Origin of the sequence: Actinophytocola sp. (assembly GCF_035762905.1) — a bacterium.
Classification (GTDB): domain Bacteria; phylum Actinomycetota; class Actinomycetes; order Mycobacteriales; family Pseudonocardiaceae; genus DASYTH01.
In genome coordinates, this window is record NZ_DASUCC010000076.1 from 15,491 (window position 1) to 33,248 (window position 17,758).

Annotated in this window: 17 protein-coding genes; 8 read left to right on the plus strand and 9 right to left on the minus strand. The window is 70.6% G+C overall.

What is annotated here, in order from left to right; translation table 11 throughout:
• Positions 1 to 10: 10 nt before the first annotated feature.
• The 4 genes from VFV67_RS15015 to VFV67_RS15030 form a co-directional block, all read right to left on the minus strand.
• Positions 11 to 718 carry an IclR family transcriptional regulator gene (locus tag VFV67_RS15015; protein WP_326470539.1) on the minus strand — a complete coding sequence of 236 codons (708 nt, stop codon included), beginning with the start codon at positions 716 to 718 and terminating at the stop codon, positions 11 to 13.
• A gap of 322 nt (positions 719 to 1,040) precedes the next feature.
• Positions 1,041 to 3,725 (minus strand): ABC transporter permease, encoded by a 2,685-nt coding sequence (locus tag VFV67_RS15020; RefSeq protein ID WP_326470540.1) that lies wholly within the window; start codon positions 3,723 to 3,725, stop codon positions 1,041 to 1,043.
• A complete protein-coding gene (locus VFV67_RS15025; RefSeq protein ID WP_326470541.1) occupies positions 3,722 to 4,444 on the minus strand; it encodes an ABC transporter ATP-binding protein in 723 nt (240 codons plus the stop codon). The genes VFV67_RS15020 and VFV67_RS15025 overlap by 4 nt, the downstream gene beginning before the upstream one ends.
• On the minus strand, positions 4,441 to 5,013 hold the full coding sequence (locus tag VFV67_RS15030) for a PadR family transcriptional regulator (RefSeq protein ID WP_326470542.1): 573 nt from the start codon (positions 5,011 to 5,013) through the stop codon (positions 4,441 to 4,443). The genes VFV67_RS15025 and VFV67_RS15030 overlap by 4 nt, the downstream gene beginning before the upstream one ends.
• Positions 5,014 to 5,112: 99 nt before the next feature.
• Here VFV67_RS15030 and VFV67_RS15035 point away from each other — a divergent pair, with 99 nt between their 5' ends.
• Positions 5,113 to 6,201, plus strand: a complete 1,089-nt coding sequence (locus VFV67_RS15035; protein WP_326470543.1) for an exo-alpha-sialidase — start codon at positions 5,113 to 5,115, stop codon at positions 6,199 to 6,201.
• A gap of 4 nt (positions 6,202 to 6,205) precedes the next feature.
• Complete coding sequence (locus VFV67_RS15040; RefSeq protein ID WP_326470544.1) at positions 6,206 to 6,490, plus strand: MoaD/ThiS family protein; 285 nt, start codon at positions 6,206 to 6,208, stop codon at positions 6,488 to 6,490.
• 118 nt (positions 6,491 to 6,608) lie between these two features.
• On the opposite strand, the gene VFV67_RS15045 is transcribed toward VFV67_RS15040, so the two are convergent.
• The 3 genes from VFV67_RS15045 to VFV67_RS15055 form a co-directional block, all read right to left on the minus strand.
• Positions 6,609 to 6,857 carry a LuxR C-terminal-related transcriptional regulator gene (locus VFV67_RS15045; protein ID WP_326470545.1) on the minus strand — a complete coding sequence of 83 codons (249 nt, stop codon included), beginning with the start codon at positions 6,855 to 6,857 and terminating at the stop codon, positions 6,609 to 6,611.
• A 228-nt stretch (positions 6,858 to 7,085) separates the two neighbouring features.
• Positions 7,086 to 7,940 carry a hypothetical protein gene (locus tag VFV67_RS15050; RefSeq protein WP_326470546.1) on the minus strand — a complete coding sequence of 285 codons (855 nt, stop codon included), beginning with the start codon at positions 7,938 to 7,940 and terminating at the stop codon, positions 7,086 to 7,088.
• A 91-nt stretch (positions 7,941 to 8,031) separates the two neighbouring features.
• Complete coding sequence (locus VFV67_RS15055; protein ID WP_326470547.1) at positions 8,032 to 9,309, minus strand: choice-of-anchor B family protein; 1,278 nt, start codon at positions 9,307 to 9,309, stop codon at positions 8,032 to 8,034.
• Positions 9,310 to 9,765: 456 nt separating this feature from the next.
• On the opposite strand from VFV67_RS15055, the gene VFV67_RS15060 reads away from it, so the two are divergent.
• The 3 genes from VFV67_RS15060 to VFV67_RS15070 all read left to right on the plus strand — a co-directional run bounded on the left by VFV67_RS15060 (position 9,766) and on the right by VFV67_RS15070 (position 13,578).
• Positions 9,766 to 10,626, plus strand: a complete 861-nt coding sequence (locus VFV67_RS15060) for a 3-hydroxyacyl-CoA dehydrogenase family protein (RefSeq protein ID WP_326470548.1) — start codon at positions 9,766 to 9,768, stop codon at positions 10,624 to 10,626.
• Positions 10,627 to 10,735: 109 nt separating this feature from the next.
• Complete coding sequence (locus VFV67_RS15065; RefSeq protein ID WP_326470549.1) at positions 10,736 to 11,791, plus strand: glycoside hydrolase family 43 protein; 1,056 nt, start codon at positions 10,736 to 10,738, stop codon at positions 11,789 to 11,791.
• The gene (locus VFV67_RS15070; RefSeq protein WP_326470591.1) at positions 11,791 to 13,578 is read left to right on the plus strand and encodes an alpha-galactosidase; all 1,788 of its coding nucleotides are present in this window, start codon (positions 11,791 to 11,793) and stop codon (positions 13,576 to 13,578) included. Before VFV67_RS15065 ends, VFV67_RS15070 begins: the two co-directional genes overlap by 1 nt.
• Positions 13,579 to 13,670: 92 nt before the next feature.
• Here the strand turns inward: VFV67_RS15070 and VFV67_RS15075 are convergent, their stop codons facing one another.
• Entirely contained in the window at positions 13,671 to 14,630 is a 960-nt protein-coding gene (locus tag VFV67_RS15075) for a YafY family protein (protein WP_326470550.1), read from the minus strand.
• Between the two features lie 94 nt (positions 14,631 to 14,724).
• Here VFV67_RS15075 and VFV67_RS15080 point away from each other — a divergent pair, with 94 nt between their 5' ends.
• Positions 14,725 to 15,273, plus strand: a complete 549-nt coding sequence (locus VFV67_RS15080) for a DinB family protein (RefSeq protein ID WP_326470551.1) — start codon at positions 14,725 to 14,727, stop codon at positions 15,271 to 15,273.
• A gap of 3 nt (positions 15,274 to 15,276) precedes the next feature.
• On the opposite strand, the gene VFV67_RS15085 is transcribed toward VFV67_RS15080, so the two are convergent.
• Positions 15,277 to 16,293: a VCBS repeat domain-containing M23 family metallopeptidase gene (locus VFV67_RS15085; RefSeq protein WP_326470552.1), complete on the minus strand. Its 1,017-nt coding sequence runs from the start codon at positions 16,291 to 16,293 to the stop codon at positions 15,277 to 15,279.
• Between the two features lie 66 nt (positions 16,294 to 16,359).
• Here VFV67_RS15085 and VFV67_RS15090 point away from each other — a divergent pair, with 66 nt between their 5' ends.
• The gene (locus VFV67_RS15090; RefSeq protein WP_326470553.1) at positions 16,360 to 16,851 is read left to right on the plus strand and encodes a Gmad2 immunoglobulin-like domain-containing protein; all 492 of its coding nucleotides are present in this window, start codon (positions 16,360 to 16,362) and stop codon (positions 16,849 to 16,851) included.
• Positions 16,852 to 17,059: 208 nt separating this feature from the next.
• Positions 17,060 to 17,758, plus strand: coding sequence for an FMN-binding negative transcriptional regulator (locus VFV67_RS15095; protein ID WP_326470554.1), 699 nt, complete (start codon positions 17,060 to 17,062; stop codon positions 17,756 to 17,758).

Consider the following 17,758-nt stretch of genomic DNA (forward strand, 5'->3'; position numbering starts at 1 on the left):
CGGTGCAGGTTCACCGGACCGGGGTGTTCAACTCCACCGCGGTCTGGCGCAGCGCCGACCAAACCGATTTCCGCGACACGTCGTTGTGCGCTCCGCACACCGCGAGCGCTCCGACCAACGCCGACCGGGCCCCGAACACCGGGACCGCAAGCCCGCTGACCTCGGGAACGTACTCCCCGTCGTTGCGCGCCACGCCGGCGTCGCGGATCCGGCGCAGCTCCTCGGCCAGCGCCTGTGGATGGGTGATCGTGCTGGCGGTGTAGGCCGTCTGGGGCCGGTCCGGCAGGTAGCGCCGCTCGGCATGGGGGGTGAACGCCAGCAGCACCTTGCCGCTGCACGTGCAATGCGCCGGAACCCAGTGCTGCACCGGGGAGACCCGGTCGACCGCACCGTTGACGTACAGCGCCGCCTCGAACCGCACCCGGCCGTGCCGCAGGGTGGAGAACGCCACGGCCAGCCCGGTCTCCTCCCGCAGCCGGTCCAGTTGCGGCAGGATCACCCGCTGCCGGGCCAGGACGCCGGCCGGTTCGACCTGGCCGACCAGCGCCAGCAGTCGCAGTCCCGGCACGTAGTGCTCGCGAACCCGCTCGAGCATCCCGGCGCCGGCCAGGTCGGACAGGATCCGGGCGGCGGTGGTCTTGGGCAGGTCGGTTCGCCTGGCCACGTCCGAGACCCCGAGCCCCACACTCGATTCGACCAGCGCCTCCAAGATCGCCACCGCTCGGTTGAGCTGTCTTCCGTGGTGTTCGGAAGCGCTTTCCGGCATGCCGCCCTCCGGATCCGGCTCCGCCGGCCGGCGCGAAGCAAACGGTGTGGCGGCTGCAAAGTCCGACCGGTCGTGCCGCCCTGCGGTGCGCTGCCGCGCACGCCGCAGGGGGATCATTCTGCGATCCGCGCCAACCGTTCACCAAGAGACTTTCGACCCGGAAAGATCTCGGTCGGCCGGAACAAGATCGGTACAGCACACGGATCACGGATTCGGTTACCGGAATAAGATTCCGGCCTGTTCTCCTACCATTCCGCTCCGGTTCCGACAAATGTCAACGGCGGCGTTCGATCGGCAGCCGCGAGCGGGTCAGCAGGCCGGCGCCGAGCATCGCCACCGCCGGCACCACCAGCAGCGTGATGACCAGGTTCAGCCAGGGCACCCCGATCGGCAGCAGCGGCTCCTCCGGCCACACGCCGGCGAACCGCTGGTTGAGCGCGGCCAGCACGGCGAACGACGCGCCGAGCCCGGCGGCCACCCCGAGCAGCGAGCCCAACCCGGCGATCACCCCGGACTGGCTCACCGACAGCACCCGGCGCAACCTCGGCGACGCACCGACCGCCGCCAGCGTGCCGAGGTCCGCCCGGCCGTCCGCGGCGGCCAGCCCGGTGGCCAGCGCGGCCGTGACGATCGTCAGCAGCCCGGCCACGACGGCCAGCACGAACAAATCCCGCGCGCCGTCCTCGGGGCCCCGCTGGACGTACACCTGGTACTCGGTGCCGACCGCCGCCTGGAGCTCGTCCTGTTCCGCGACCGTGGGCACCCGGCTGGTGGTGGCCAGCACGACCAGCGGGGCGGACTCCAACCCGAGCGAACGCGCGGTCGCCTCGGTCAGCAGGGCGATCGGAGCCTTCGGCTGGTGCGGCAGCACGAACCCGGGCGCGGTCACGGTCCGCTCGTCGCCGCCGCCGACCCCCCCGAGCGTCAGGGTCACTTTGCCGTTGTCCAGGAGGCGCTCGTGATCGACGACCACCGCGCCGGAACGCAGGGCCGCGGTGACCCGGTCCAGGTCCTCGGCCGGGATCTGCGTCACCGCGCCCGCCGCGGCCTCGTCGATGACGAGCACGAGGCCGAACGGCGACCCGATCGCGCCGAAGTAGATGTGCTCCTCGCCGACGCCGGCACAGCGCGGGTCGCGCCGGGCGGCGGCCTGTTCGTCGGCGGTCGGGTCCCGCCGCAGGGTCGCGGGGTCGTACGGGCAGGCGTTGGCCGCGGGTGTCTTGGCGAAAGCGAAACACCGCCGGCCGCCGCACAGCGGGACGTTGATCTCGTGCACGGCCTCGACCGGCATGGTCCGGCGGATCGCGTCCGCCACGCTCGGCGGCAGCGTCGACTGACTCTCGGCGGACGGACCGAACCGGCCGACGCTGACGTCGCCCACCTGCCCGGCGTCCGCGTTCGCCTCCTGCCCGGCCACCGCGAGCAGCACGACGGCGGCCGAGATGGTGCCCACCACCGCGGCCATCACGGCGGCGATGGCCGGCGCGGCGGCCGTGCGGTTGCGGGCGATGTCCCGCAGCGCCATCCGCGGCGCGACCGGCAGCAGCGGCCCGAGCCGGGCCACCAGACCGACCAGGGCCGGCGTGCACAGCACCAGGCCCAGCTCGAACACGATCAGGGCGCCCAGGATGATCACCGGGTCGACCCGCACCACCGCCAGCACGGCCAGCCCGGCACCGGCGGCCAGCAGCACCGCGCCGAGCACCGGCCAGCGGCGGCGGCTGCGCACGACGCCGCGCCGCCCGGCGAGCGCCGCCACCACGTCCTGCCGCGCGGAGATCCACGCGGGCACCAGCGCGGCCAGCACCCCGGTCAGCACCGCCAGCCCGGCGACGATCACCAGCGGCAGGGCCGCCACCCGCAGGCCGTCGCTGCGCGCGTTCTCCAACCGCTCGAGCGCCGGCAGCAGCAGCGTGACCGCGGCCAGGCCGAGCGCGACCCCGCCCACCGCGGCCACCGCGCCAAGCACCACGCCGTCGGCCAGCACGATCCGGCGTACCTGCGCCGGGGCGGCACCGGCCGCGGAGACCATCGCCAGCTCGCGCCTGCGCCGCCGGACGCCGACCGCGAACGCCGGGCCGGCCAGCAGGACGATCTCCAGCATGGCCAGACCGGAGACCATGGTGAGGATGCCCGCCGGGGGCCCCTCTCCCTCGTTGATCGAGACGTCCATGTCGTACCGCTCGGCCGGAGCCGGCGGGTTCTCCAGCACGTGCCGGGACACCGCCAGCAGCCCGTCGGTGTTGAGCTCCTTGACCTGTGCCCAGGTCACCGGGGCGGACGTGGCCACCAGCCAGCGCAGGCCCTGCCGGTCCGGCTCGATCAGGTCGGACGAGCCGGGCAGCACGATCACGCTGGCCCGCAGGTCGGCCGGATCCTCGACCAGCGCCACCACCCGCAGCGTCCGGTCACCCTCGGCCAGCCGCACGGTGCCGCCGACCCCGGTGCCGAGCCGTTCGGCGGCGGCCGGGGTGAGCGCGACCTCGTCCGCGGCCGCCGGTGCCCGGCCCTCCTTCGGCAGGAAGATGCCCTGTGCCAACGGATCGGCGTAGTCCAGCGCCCGGGCGCTGAGCGTGCCGACCCCGGTCGCGGTGCGCACGGTCAGGTCGCCGGACTGGTCCCGGAGCACCCGGGTGGCGGCCGGAAGCCGTTCGCGCAGCTGCTCGTCGGTCGGCGCCGGCCCGGCCGGCGCGCTGGATGCGTTGACCGGGAACGAAACCAGGTGCTCGGGCAGCTGCCGCACCGCGCCGTCGTCCTGCCAGGCCACGACGGCCTGCCCGGTGCCCATCAGCTGCCGCGCCCGCTGCGCGGTGCTGATCTCGAAGGTGTCCCAGGCGACCGCCAGGAAGGTGACCGCCGCGACCGGCACCATGATCAGCGCGACGACCAGCGCCGAGCGCCCCCGGTGCCGGACCGCCTCCCGCCGGGCGATGCGCAGCGCCGCACGCCAACCCCTCACCGGGCACCGCCCGGCGCGAGCAGCTCGTCCGGCTGGTCCAGCGGACCGGCGGTGTCGACCACGACGCCGTCGCGCAGGAACACCACGCGGTCGGCCCAGGCCGCGTGCCGGGCGTCGTGCGTGACCAGCACCCCGGCCGCCCCATCGTCTACTTTGGACCGGATGAGGCGGAGCACGGCCTCGCCGGTCTGCGAGTCCAGCGCCCCGGTGGGCTCGTCGGCCAGGATCAGCCGGCGCTTGCCGATCAGTGCCCGGGCGATCGCCACGCGCTGCTGCTGACCGCCGGACATCTCGTCCGGGAACCGGGACGCGTAGCCGTCGAGGTCCACTTCGGACAGTGCGGACGCGGCGAGCGCCCGCGCCTTGCGGGCGGCCACCCCGTCCAGTTCGAGCGGCAGCGCGACGTTCTCCGCCGCGGTGAGGCTGGCCAGCAGGTTGAGGTCCTGGAACACATAGCCGACCCGCTGCCGGCGCACGGTGGCCAGCGCCCGCCTGCCCAAGCCGCTCAGGTCGACGCCGTCCACGTGCACCGAGCCCTGGCTCGGCCGGTCCAGCCCGCCGGCCAGGTTCAGCAGCGTCGACTTCCCCGAACCGGACGGTCCCATCACCGCGACCAGCTCGCCGGGTTCGACGGCCAGCGTGATTCCGCGCAGGGCGTGCACCGCCGTCTCGCCGCTGCCGTGCACCCGGTGCACGTCGCGCAGTTCCAGAACCGTCATCTCGAGACCTCCCAGCTCGATTCGGTTGCCGGCTGCGTCGCCGCGTCCGGCGGTGGGGTGTACCGGACCAGGCTGGCCTCACAGTGGTCCAACCAGCGGACCTCGGCCTCGGCCTGGAAGATCATCGCGTCCAGCACCAGGCGCCAGGGCAGGTCGTCCGGCCTGGCGTCGGCCGGCTTCAGCCGGGTCAGCTCCTGCAGCGAGCGCACCGTGGCGGTGCGCTGGGTCTGCACGACCGCCTGGATGTCGACCCCGGGTGTGGTCAGCGCCAGCGCGAGCTTGATCGCCAGCTCGTCGCGCGGCCGGTCGGCCCGGCCCACCGGCGTGGCGAACCACTGCGCCAGCTCCGCGCGTCCGGCGTCGGTGATCTCGTAGTCGCGGTGCCCGTCGTCGCCGTCCGGCATCGCGTGCACCAGTTCGTCCCGCTCCAGCCGGGACAGCGTCGTGTACACCTGCCCGATGTTCAGCGGCCACGTCCCGCCCGTGGACTCCTCGAACGCCGCGCGCAACTGGTATCCGTGCATCGGCCCGCGCTCAAGCAGCGCGAGCAACCCGTACCTGACCGACATGGATACTGAGTATGCATACTCGGTATCCCCAGCGCAAGGAGCGGTCTGTCGGTCCCCGGGCATAGGCTCAGCGCCGATCCGAAGATCCTGGGAGGACAGATGCCACAGAAGGTTCTGCTCGCGATCGGTACCCGGAAGGGACTATGGCTGGCCACCAGCACCGACGGCCGGGCCAGCTGGGACGTGACCGGCCCGCACCATGCCATGACCGACGTGTACGCGGTCGCCATCGACACCCGCCGGGACACGCCGCGGCTGCTGGCCGGAGTGAACAGCGAGCACTTCGGGCCGAGCGTGGCCACCAGCGACGACCTGGGCGCCACCTGGCAGGAGCCCGACCACGCCCCGATCGCTTTCCCCGAGGACACCGGCGAGGCGCTGGCCCGCGCCTGGCAGATCGCCCCCGGCCCGGCCGGTGAGCCGGACGTGGTCTACGCCGGGGTCGAGCCGTCCGCGCTGTTCCGCTCCACCGACGGCGGCCGCACCTACGAGCTGGTCCGCGGCCTGTGGGACCACCCGCACCGCGAGCACTGGACGCCCGGCGGCGGCGGCAAGGCGATCCACTCGGTGATCCCGCACCCGACCGCGCCCGAGGTGGTCACGGTGGCCATGTCGACCGGCGGCGTCTACCGCACCGAGGACGGTGGCGCCTCGTGGCAGCCGCGCAACACCGGCATCCGCGCGGTGCACGTGCCCGACCCGTATCCGGAGTACGGCCACTGCGTGCACAAGATCGCCGCCAACCCGGCCGCCCCGGACCGGTACTTCGTCCAGGTGCACCACGGCGTCTACCGCAGCGACGACGCCACGGCCAGTTGGCAGTCCATCGCCGACGGGCTGCCGAGCGACTTCGGCTTCCCGATGGTGGCGCACCCGCACCGGCCCGACGTGATCTACAACTTCCCGCTCGTGGCCGACGCCATGCGGTTCCCGCCGGAGGGCAAGTGCCGCGTGTACCGCAGCGAGGACGCCGGCAAGACCTGGGACGCGCTTGGCAAGGGACTGCCGGACGGGTTCTGGTCCGGGGTGATGCGCGACGCCATGTGCGCCGACGACGCCGACCCGGCCGGGCTGTACTTCGGCTCCCGCACCGGCGAGGTCTACGCCAGCCGCGACGAGGGCGACAGCTGGCAGCCGGTCGCCACCCACCTGCCCGACGTGCTGTGCGTCCGGGCCGCTGTGGTCTGACGCCATGCGGGTCACCGTGCTGCTTCCCGGCGTGCTGCGGGACCGGGCCGACGGGCAGTCCCGGCTCGACGTCGACGTCGCCGAGCCGGCAACCCTCGCCGGCCTGCTCGACGTGCTCGCCACGAGCTACCCCGCGCTCGAGCGCCGGCTGCGCGACGAGAGCGCCACCCTGCGCCGCTACGTCAACTTCTATGTCAACGGCGAGGAATGCCGGTACACCGGCGCCGCCGCCACCCCGCTGTCCGACGGCGCCGAGGTCCAGATCATCCCGTCCGTCGCCGGCGGATGAGCCCGGGTCCGGGCCGGCTCTGCACCCCCAGCACCCAGAGCCGGCCCGGATTCCCCCCGCCGGTGGGCGTCCGGGGGTTCTACGCAGGGTGACACGCCGGGGCGGTGTGCTCCATTGGCTATTCCGCCAGGTCCGATCCCGGCGCGCGCAGGGTCCATTCCACATAGGCGACCGCCGCGCCCACCCGGGACGCGACCCCGAGCTTCTGAATGATCCGGCTCACGTGGGCGCGCGCCGTTCGCTCGCGGATTCCCAGCAGTACGGCCACTTCCCGATCGGTCTTGTCCTGTGCCAGCAGCCGGAGAACGTCCCATTCCCGCTTGGTGAGGCTGGCGAACAGGTGCGTGCTGTCGGATTGCGTGGACAACGTGCGCCATCTCCTTCGCCCGGCGAAGAAGGAGCGCCTGCACCTCCACGGCCAGTCAGGAGATTGAACGCCTCAGCCGACCACCGAGACAGGAACAGACGACCCTTTACGGTCAACCTCATTCTGGCACAAGAAGGTCGCACGGCACGACGAAGAACCAGCCAGGTGGATCATGCTCGAAACGGCCTTCCGTAGCGCCCGCGACACATTGCGCGACGGACCGCGAGGTCAGGTGACGAAGACGGTGAACTCGGCCCGGTGTACCTGGCCGGCCACGCTGAACTCGAGGAACAGCCGGTGTTCGCCGCGATGCGCGAACTGGGCGGCGAAGCGAATCTCCGGGCCGCCGAGCAGTTCCCCGATCACCTGGTCCTGCGGATGTTGGTGCAGCAGGCCCATGCTGATCGAGTTGAACGCCGACATGTGCGCGTAGGCGCCGAGATAGGCGTCCAGGCGGTCGACCGGCGCGCCGGCCTCGTCGGTGACCCGGAACCGCAGCTCGTTGACCTTGTTCACGGCCACCGCCGCGGCGCCGTCGGCGCGGCTGACGGTGAGCGCGCCGGCCTTGGCGCTGGCCGCCGGGGGTGCCAGGGGAACCAGCGCGGTGTCCCCGGGGATCACGAACGAGACACCGAGCACGGTGGAGTGCATCGGGTCGGTCCGTTCCGGCGCGAGAAACTCGGCGTAGAGCCGGTACAGGCCGCCGTCCGGCACGGCGATCGTGGTGTGCCAGGTGTCCCCGTGCAGTTCGGGGTGCAGATGCTGGTACTGGCTCATGTCCTCGCGCAACACGTAGAAGTGCAGCGGCTTGGTGTGCCCGATGTCGTAGCGGGTCAACGGGTTCCCGCGCATGTCGAGGATCCGGAAGGCCACCGGGACCGCCGCACCGCGTTCGGCGGGCTCTTCGGACAGCACGATCCGGTAGCCGTCGTGCACCACGTCCAGGCCCTCGTCGACGACCGAGGTACTCGGCGGCACCACCCGGTGGGCCTGGTGCCCGGACGCGCTGCCGCAGGACCTGGCCGAGACGAACACCAGAAGCCCGGCCAGGACCAGGGCGGCGACGGCCATCGAGGTCGTCACCGCCCTGTTCGGTCGGCGGTAACCGAGCCGGGCGCGGAGTTCCGCGCGCCGGCCGGTTCGGTCACGAATCAAAACGATCGGTCCCGCATGGCTACACCGTCGCCCGGACCAGGACCAGGCCCTGTTCGATTCCGCTGATGGCAATGGTTCCGCTGCTGAAGAACGGGTAGACGTTCCACGCACCGTTGAAACCGCTGCTGTTGTTCGCCGGGTAGATGTCGAAGAAGCCGATCTCGCTCAGCTGGTTCGACGCGATCCCGCTGGCGTTCAGGATGCGCAGTCCGGCCCGGTAGTTGGCCTGGTAGATGCGGTTGCCAACGACGTACTGGTTGTGGTCGACCGCGGTACCGAACGTCGGGTTGTACGTTCCGGTGTGCACCGGGCGGTCCAGGTCGGAGACGTTCCAGATCAGCGTGCGCGGGTTGTTGTCCAGCTCGTCGTCCATCACCAGGCGGGCGTGGTCACCGGTGAGCCAGCCCTGGTGGGTGTACCGCGCGTTGGTGTAGGTGGTGCGGGAGAGCTGGCGCGGCGCGGTCTTCGTGGTCACGTCGACGATGGTCAGCGTGTCCTCGTTGTAGTTGAAGCAGATCTCCCGGCCGCGGTGGGTGGTGTCCGGGCCGTTGTAGACCACGCACTGGTTCTCGTGCACGTAGCCGTCGTTGCTCACGCAGCCGGCGTTGCGCGGCGAGGTCGGGGCCTGCACGTTGACCATGTGCACGCCACCGCTGCAGGTGTTGGTGCCGACGGCGTAGATGAACCCGGTCTGCTCGTTGACCGACAGCGTGTGCGAGTTGCCGAAGCCGGTGTAGCGGGCGTTGGCGGTGAACGTCTGCGGGGTGGTGACGTTGCGCAGCCGGGTCAGGTCGAACACCTGCATGCCGTGGCTGGAGATGTTGTCCGCGCCGATGAACGCGTGGTTGCGGTACACCTTGATGTCCCGCCAGCTGCTGCTGGTTCCGTTGTGCGACGGCAGGTTGCCCAGGTAGCGCGGGGTGGTCGGCGTGGTCACGTCGACGAACGCGGCGCCGTTGCTGCGGCCGAAGATGATGTACTCCCGGCCGGTGGACGAGTCGGTCCAGCCCCACATGCTGTTGCCCCGGCCGCCGCCGATGCTGGTCAGCGGCAGGTGAGCCAGCAGGTCAACGTTGCGGCACGGGAACTGGCCGGCCATTCCGTTGGTGCAGGGGACAAGAGCCAGGCCGGTGACCGGATCCTGGCGCCAGGCCGGTTCATGATCCCGCTCCATGGCCGCGGCTTCGGCCTTTCCTTCAGGCGAGTTGGGATCATGGGCCGAAGCCGGCGATGCCAGGACCGCCAGGGCACTGACCGCGACCACGGCCAGGCCGACCAATCGCTTAGGGCTGCGCATAGTCAACTCCTCGAACATCGCGCCAGCAGGGAGACACGACGAAACCGGGCAGTATGCCCACGAACACGTTAGGTGCCCCACCCCGGTCCCGACCATCCCAAGGACCCATACCAAGCGTTGATGGTCCGGCACCCACCGTGTCCGCCCGTCACCGGCGCCGGTCGCCGAGGGGCCGGCCGGAAGACCACGCGGTGTGAACAACATCTGTTGTCCGGTGATCGTCGGGCGTGGTAGCTTACCGTTCGCGGCGGCTCCGGGATGGATTGTGTGCATTTGTCCGAGGGGGGCCACAGGAAACCCGGGGCCTGGAATTGTTCGCCGACATTTGCGGTGTGCGCCATTGTTCACTTTTCCTGGTCTCGGGTTGCCACTCGACTGGCGAACAGGAACGGGAGTAATGGCCAGAATCGCCTTCCTCAGACAGGGCCGGCCGGTCGAGCCAGAGACGAGCCGGCGGTGAGCGGCGGCCAGGACCCCCGGCTGGGCGTGCTCGGCGCGGGCGTGATGGGCACCGGAATCGCCGCGCTGGCCATCGGATCCGGCGTTCCGGTCGTCCTGGTCGACATCGACGGGCCGGCACTGGACCGGGCCCGGACCGGCATCGCCCGGCAGCTTCGGCTCGCCCGGCTGATGGGCGCGTTCCCGGCCGGCACGCCGGACGCCGCGCTGGAGACCACCACCGACGTGGCCCGGGTGGCCGACGCCACCGCGGTGGTCGAGTCGGTCACCGAACGGTTGGACAGCAAGGCGACCGCGCTCGCCACCGCGACGGCGGTGCTGGCCGCCGGCACGTTGGTGGTGTCCAACACGTCGGCGATTCCAATCGACGAGCTGGCCGATCACGTTGCGCGGCCGGAGGATCTGGTCGGCATCCATTTCATGAACCCGCCGTACCTGATCCGCACGGTCGAGCTGATCCACGGCCGGCGCTCGAGCGCGGCGGCCGTCCGCGCGGCGGAGGAACTGCTCGCCGCGCTCGGTCAGACGCCGGTGCACGTCGGCGACGGCCCGGGGTTCGTGATCAACCGGATCCTGCAGCGGTCCATCAACGAGGCGGCCCGGATCGTGCAGGACGGCCTGGCCACGCCGGAGTCGGTGGATGCCGCGTTCACCGGCTGCCTCGGGCACCGCAGCGGCCCGCTGGCCACCGCGGACCTGATCGGCCTCGACAACGTGGTGGACTCACTGGCCGTGCTGCTCGAGCGCACCGGCGACGAGGGCTACCGCCCCTGCGACCTCCTGGTGGCCAAGGTCGGCGCGGGCGAGCTGGGCCGCAAGACCGGCCGGGGCTTCTTCGAATACCCGGACACCCTCTGATCTTGTTCGATATTTCGAATGCTATACGAGAAGTCGAACGGGAGGTACGCTCGGTGACGCCCGGTTCCCTGCTGTGCGTTTCGCCTGGCTGCCGAGGGGTGAGTTGCCCATGTCGCGCCGTACCTGGCTGTCCCGGTTCGCGAAGTTTCTGGTGGTGCTGCTGACGATCACGCTCGTCCCGGTGCTCTCCGCGCCGGCGGCCGGCGCGGCGCCGTTCACCAACCCGCTGGTCCAGCGCGGGCCGGACCCGTGGCTGCAGTACTTCAACGGGAACTACTACCTGGCCACAACGACCTGGAACAACACCATCACGATGCGCAGGGCGCGCACACTGGCCGGCCTGGCCAGCGCGCCGGAGACGGTGGTCTTCCGGCTCACCCGGCCCACCGCCGCGGGAACCATGTGGGCGCCGGAGTTCCACCTGCTCAACGGTCCCAGCGGACAACGCTGGTACCTCTACTACACCGCCGGCCGGGAGCCGTTCAACCTGAACTCCCAACGCATCCACGTGGCGGAGAGCGCCGGCCTCGACCCGATGGGCCCGTACACGTTCAAGGCCTCCATGCTCGATCCGCAGCAGAACAACACCTGGGAGCTGGACGGCAGCATCCTGCAACTCAATGGCCGGCTCTACCTGCTCGGCACGTTCTTCAACGGCTCGCAGCCGGCGTTCATCCGCCCGCTGTCCAACCCGTGGACGGCCAGCGGAACCCGCCGCATCCTGTCCAACCCGACATTCAACTGGGAACGGATCGGCGGCGCGGTCAACGAGGGCCCCGAGGTGATCCAGCGCAACGGCCGAACGTTCATCGTGTTCTCCGCCAGCCACTGCTCCACCCCGGACTACAAGCTCGGCCTGCTCACCTACAACGGCGGCGACCCGCTCAACCAGTCATCCTGGGTGAAATCCCCGCAGCCGATCTTCCAGCGCAACGACGCCAACCGGGTGTTCGGCCCCGGCCACAACGGTTTCTTCAAGTCGCCGGACGGCACCGAGGACTGGATCGTCTACCACGCCACGAGCACGCCGGGCGGCTGCGAACTCAACCGCAGCACCCGGGCCCAGAAGATCACCTGGAACGCCAACGGCACACCCAACTTCGGCACCCCGGTGGCGCTGAGCACCCGGCTGCCCGGCCCGTCCGGCGAGCCGGCCACACCGTGATGCGCTCGCGGCTGTTCCTGGCGGTACTGCTGCTGCTCGCGAGCCTGGTCGGCACGAGCGGGCAGCCGGCCGGCGCCTGGAACAACGGGGTGGCCAGCACCCCGCCCATGGGCTGGAACACCTACGACTCGTTCAACTGGAGCGTCACCGAGGCCGACGTGCGGGCCGGCGCCGACTACATGCGCGACAACCTGCGCCGGTTCGGCTGGCAGTACGTCGTCATCGACTGGGCCTGGTACTACCCGGGCCGGCACAACGCAAGCCCGAACCAGGACGCGAACCTGCTGCCGCGGCTGCACATGGACGGCAACGGCCGGCTGCTGCCCGATCCCACCCGGTTCCCGTCGTCGGCCGGCGGCAACGGTTTCCGGCCGCTGGCCGACTACATCCACGCCCAGGGGCTGAAGTTCGGGGTGCACCTGATGCGCGGGATCCCGCGCCAGGCGGTCGCCGACAACGTGCCGATCCTCGGCACCTCGTTCCGCGCCAACCAGATCAACAACAACACCACGGCGTCCTGGCTGAACCTCATGTGGGGCCTGAACATGAGCCACGCCGGCGCGCAGGCCTACCTGGACTCGGCGTTCGCGCTGCTGGCGAGTTGGGGCGTGGACTACGTCAAGGTGGACGACATCGCCGCGCCCACCTACCGGCAGTCCGAGGTCGAGGGCTACCGCCGGGCGATCGAGCGCAGTGGTCGGCCGATGGTGCTCAGCCTCTCCCCCGGCCCCACCCCGCTGGCCAGCGGCTCGCACGTACAGGCCAACGCGCACCTGTGGCGCACGGTCAACGACCTGTGGGACAACTGGTCCAGCGTCAACGCGCTGTTCGAGGTGCTGCGGGACTGGACCCCGTTCCGGTCCACCGGCGCCTGGCCGGATCCGGACATGATCCCGATCGGCCGGTTGGCCAAGTTCGGACCGGTCGGTTCGCCGCGCTACTCCAACCTGACCGCCGACGAGCAGCGCACGCTGATGACCCTGTGGTCGATCACCCGCTCACCGCTGATGTGGGGCGGAAACCTGGTCGAGAACCGCCCGGCCGACCTGGCCATGATGACCAACGCCGCGGTGCTCGCGGTCGACCAGAACAGCACCAACAACCGCCAGCTGACCGGCGGCAACCGTCCCGTGTGGACGGCCGACGTGCCCGGCACGAACCACCGGTACCTGGCCGTGTTCAACCGCGATGCCGCGGCCGGACCGGTCTCGGTCAACCTCGCCGGCCTCGGCATCGGCTCCGCCACGGTCACCGACCTGTGGACCGGCGCCAACCTGGGCACCGTCACGGGAACCCTCACCCGCACCATCCCGGCCCACGGCGCCGCCCTCTACCGGCTGGCCCCGCAGAGCACCGTTCCGGTGCCCGCCCGCTACACCCTCACCGCGCGGCACAGCGGCAAGCTGCTCGACGTCTTCAACGCCGCCACCACCGACGACGCCGACATCGTGCAGTGGACCGCGAACGGCCAGGCCAACCAGCAGTGGCAGCTCCGCGACGCCGGCAACGGCTTCGTGACCGTGGTCAGCGTCAACAGCGACAAGTGCCTCGACGTGCTCAACTCGTCCACCGCCGATGGCGCCCGGGTGGTCCAGTGGGCCTGCCATACCGGCACGAACCAGCAGTGGCGCGTCCAGGACCTCGGCACCGGGTACGTCCAGCTCATCGCCCGGCACAGCAACAAGTGCCTAGACATCCGCGGCGCCGCCACCACCGACGGCGCCCCGGCCACCCAGTGGACCTGCGGCACCGGCACCAACCAGCAGTGGCAACGCCGCCAGCTGTAGCCCAGCCTGTGGATTGAGCCGTGGATAACCGGCACTTTTCCCAGTTCGGGGCTGTGGACAACACGAAGGTGGCTGTGGACTGGTGATCACGGCTACGCCGAGCAACGGGTGAACCGGGCGCCCCAGGAGTGGATCTGGTCGGTCAACTCGGGCGGGTGCAGGACGCGGAAGTCGGCGCCGAGCACGCCGAGCGCCAGGATCGCCCAGTCCAGCGAGTCCGGCGTCATGTGCAGCCGGCAGCGACCGGCATCCACCTCCTCGACGGTGCACCACTGGCCGATCTTGTCCCGCACGCTCGGCGCCGGCGCGTCGACCAGCGCCTCCACCCGGTAGTTGCGGGGCTGTTGGTCCAGCCCCGCGCGGACGAACTCGGCGGCGTCGGCAGCGGGCAGCGGGCGGGGCCGGAACCGGGCACCGGTGGCCTGCGGAGCCTCGAGCCGGTCGACCCGGAAGCTGCGCCAGTCGTGCCGGGTGAGGTCGTAGGCGACCAGGTACCAGCGCCGGCCGAGGCTGACCAGCCGGTGCGGTTCGACGTGCCGGTCGGTCCGGGCGCCGCCTGCGGCGGTGTAGGAGAACCGCAGCCGCTCGCTGTCCCGGCAGGTCAGCGCGACCGCGGTGAGCACCCCGGGGTCGACGCCGGGCCGCGCCGGGCCGGTCCAGCTCGCGGACACGGTCATCGCGCGCAGTGCCTCGAGCCTGCGGCGCAACCGGGCCGGCATCACCTGCACCACCTTGGCCAGCGCCCGCACGCCCGCCTCGGCGACGCCCTCCACCGCACCCTGCGCGGCCGATTGCAGCCCGATGGCCAGGGCGACCGCCTCCTCGTCGTCGACCACGAGCGGCGGCAGGGCGGCGCCCGCGGCGAGCTGGTAGCCGCCGTCCACCCCGCGCTGAGCCTGGACCGGGTAACCCAGCTCGCGCAGCCGGTCGACGTCCCGGCGCAGGGTGCGCGCCGACACGCCGAGCCGGTCGGCCAGTTCGGTGCCCGACCAGTACCGGTGGGTCTGCAACAGGGACAGCAGCCGCAGGGTTCGGGAGCTGGTGTTCGCCATGCCGTCAATCGTGCCGGACATTGCGGTCAAAAAGTGGCCGCTATACCGCATAGCCTGGGTTCAGACCGGAACGACAAGGAAAGAGGCACCGAGGATGAGCGCCACCCAGGCCCCCGCACCGACCGCCACCGTCACCGGCGAGCGCGCCGACCTGCTGGCCATGCTGGCCAAGCACCGCCACTTCCTGCGCTTCACCACCCGCGACCTGACCGACGAGCAGGCCCGGCGGCGCAGCACCGCAAGCGAGCTGTGCCTCGGCGGTCTGATCAAGCACGTGACCGCGGTCGAGCGGAACTGGGTGGACTTCATCCTGGACGGGCCCGCCGGAATGGGCGGCGACCCGGCCACCATGACCGAGGACGACTGGGCCGAGTGGGGAAACCAGTTCGTCCTGCTCCCGCACGAGACCCTGGCCGGGGTGCTGGCCGACTACGAGGCGGCGGCCCGGCGCACCGACGAGCTGGTCGCCGGCCTGCCCGATCTGGACGCCACCCAGCCGCTGCCCGAGGCGCCCTGGTTCGAGCCCAACGCGCGCTGGACGGCCAGGCGGGTGCTCATGCACATCATCGCCGAGACCGCCCAGCACGCAGGCCACGCCGACATCATCAGGGAATCCCTCGACGGCGCGAAGAGCATGGGCTGACCGCTACATCACCTGCGGGAACGAACTCCAACCATGTCCGATCTCCCGTGCGGGGGACAGGGCATGGTTGTTGTTCGGGTAATACAGCAGGTTTCCGTCCGCCGTCACGCCGAGGACGTCCGCGGCGCCGTCGCCGCTGAAGTCGGAGGCGAAGACGTGCTGGAACTCGCTCCAGCCGTGCCCGATCTGCACCGCGGCCGACAACGCGAAGTTGTTGTTCGGGTAATACATGAGGTTTCCGTCCGCGGTCACGCCGAGGACGTCGGCGGCGCCGTCGCCACTGAAGTCCGCGGCCATCACATGCCGGAACTCACCCCAGCCCTGTCCGATCTGCCGCGCCGACGACAACGCGAAATTGTTGTTCGGGTAATACAACAGGTTCCCGTCCGCGGTCACGCCGAGAACGTCGGCCGCGCCGTCACCACTGAAGTCGGACACCCGCTCGAGGTCCGCGGCCGCCGCCCCACAGTTGCGGCTGGCCACGTTGCGCCAGGTGCGGCTCGAGCCGGTGTAGGTGGTTCCGTTGAACACCGCGGCGACCCGTTCGGTGCCGGCGGCGCCCCAGGTGACGCTGCCGTTGCCGTTGCTGTCAAAGCCCTGCTCGTAGTGCAGGTGCGGATGGTTGTTCGAGGTGGGGCCGGTCCGGCCGACCCGGCCGATCAGTTGGCCCTGGGCGACCCGGGCACCCACCGAGACGGCCCGGGACTGCAGGTGCAGGTAGGTGGTGAAGTGCCGGCTGCCGTGGTTGATCTGGATGACGTTGCCGGCGTTGCTGTGGAAGAAGGACTGGTTCACGGTGCCGGCGGCCGGAGCCAGCAGTGCCGCGCCCTCGGTACCGACCTGGTTGGGCTCACGCACCATGTCCAGCGCGGGGCTGTGACCCCAGGTGTCCAGGCGCCATTGCTGCCCGCAGGTGAACGGCAGTTGGAAGTTCGGTGCCGCGGCGGCCGATCCGGAAAGCGCCATGCAGGTTGCGCCCACCAGCACCGAAACGGCCACGCTGCCGAGAAGCCGCCTCATCCGTACCTCCTTGACCAGAAGTGTCATGATCACGTGAGATGCCAACATAGCGGCATAATGGCCCGCATGTCGATCGACGTTCAGCAACCGCGACCGCAGGACCTGGTTGGCGACAACGTTCGCGTCAGCGGCCTGGCCGGTGGGGCGTTCGAAGCCGCCTTCAACTACCGGATCTCGGACGGCCACACCACGGTGACCGGAAGCTTCATGGCCGGTGACGGCGCCGGCGGCCACGACCAGTTCCAACTGGTGGCCAACGTGGCGGGCGCGGCGTTCACCAGCGAGCGGCTCACCGTCGCGGTGTTCCACGTCTCGCCCGCGGACGGCGCCGAGCGCGACACGGTGACGGTTCCGGTGCTGCTCGGCCGGATGATCGTTCCCGGCTACCGCAACTACCTGGAACACGTTGTGGCGCCGGGCGAAACGCTGTGGGACCTCTCGGTCCGCTACTACGGCTCGGGCAACCATTTCGACCGGCTGGTGGCGGCCAACCCGCTGACCATCACCAATCCCGATGTGATCCACCCGGGCGATACGTTACGCGTTCCTCGAGCCTGATCACTCCGGCGCAGGCGAGCAGGTTCAGCGGGGCGAGCCGGGCAAGTGCCCGGCCAACTCCGCCACCTGCACGAACACAACTTGAACATTGTGCAAGCGAACCTTCGAACCCGTCCTGCCGACCAGACACCCAGTGCCGCGTTTCCCTTGCTCGCGCCGAATCCGTCCCTGATCATCGAAATCGGGGCTATCAAACAAATTCCGAAGGATGGCGCGTATGTTCGTTCCCGGCCAGTATCGCGAGCCGGACGGCTCATGGATGGTGGACATCGTTCGGCAGAACCCACTGGCTCTGCTGGTGACGGACGGCCCGACGGGCGACGTTCCGTTCGCGACCCACCTACCGGTGATTCCGGAGTCCCGGATGACCGGAAACTGGCCGGACGACCTCAGCGGCGTCACCCTGCTCGGACACATGAACCGGGCCAACCCGCACTGGCAGAAACTCGAGAATGGCGCATCCGCGTTGCTCGTGTTCACCGGCCCGCACGCCTATGTGTCCCCCACCGTATACCAGACCACCCCGGCCGCCCCGACCTGGAACTTCACCTCGGTGCACGTGCACGGCACGCTGACGAAGATCGATTCCCGGGTGCGCACGCTCGCCGTCGTCATGGCCACCGTGCGCGCCTTCGAAGCCGAGTTCGGCGCGGGCTGGGACATGGCCGGTTCCATCGAACACTTCCTGCGCATTCTGCCCGGCGTCGGTGCGTTCCAGTTCACCATCACCAAGGCGGACGGAATGTTCAAGCTGAGCCAGGAGCAGCCGCCCCAGGTGCAAGAGCGGGTCCGCACCGACTTCGCGGAGCGCGACTCCACACTGCACCGGGACACCGCCGATCTGATGAGCCGACTGCCCGAGCCGAAGCCCGCGGTCACCCTCACGCAGTTCCCGGCCTGCCTGTAG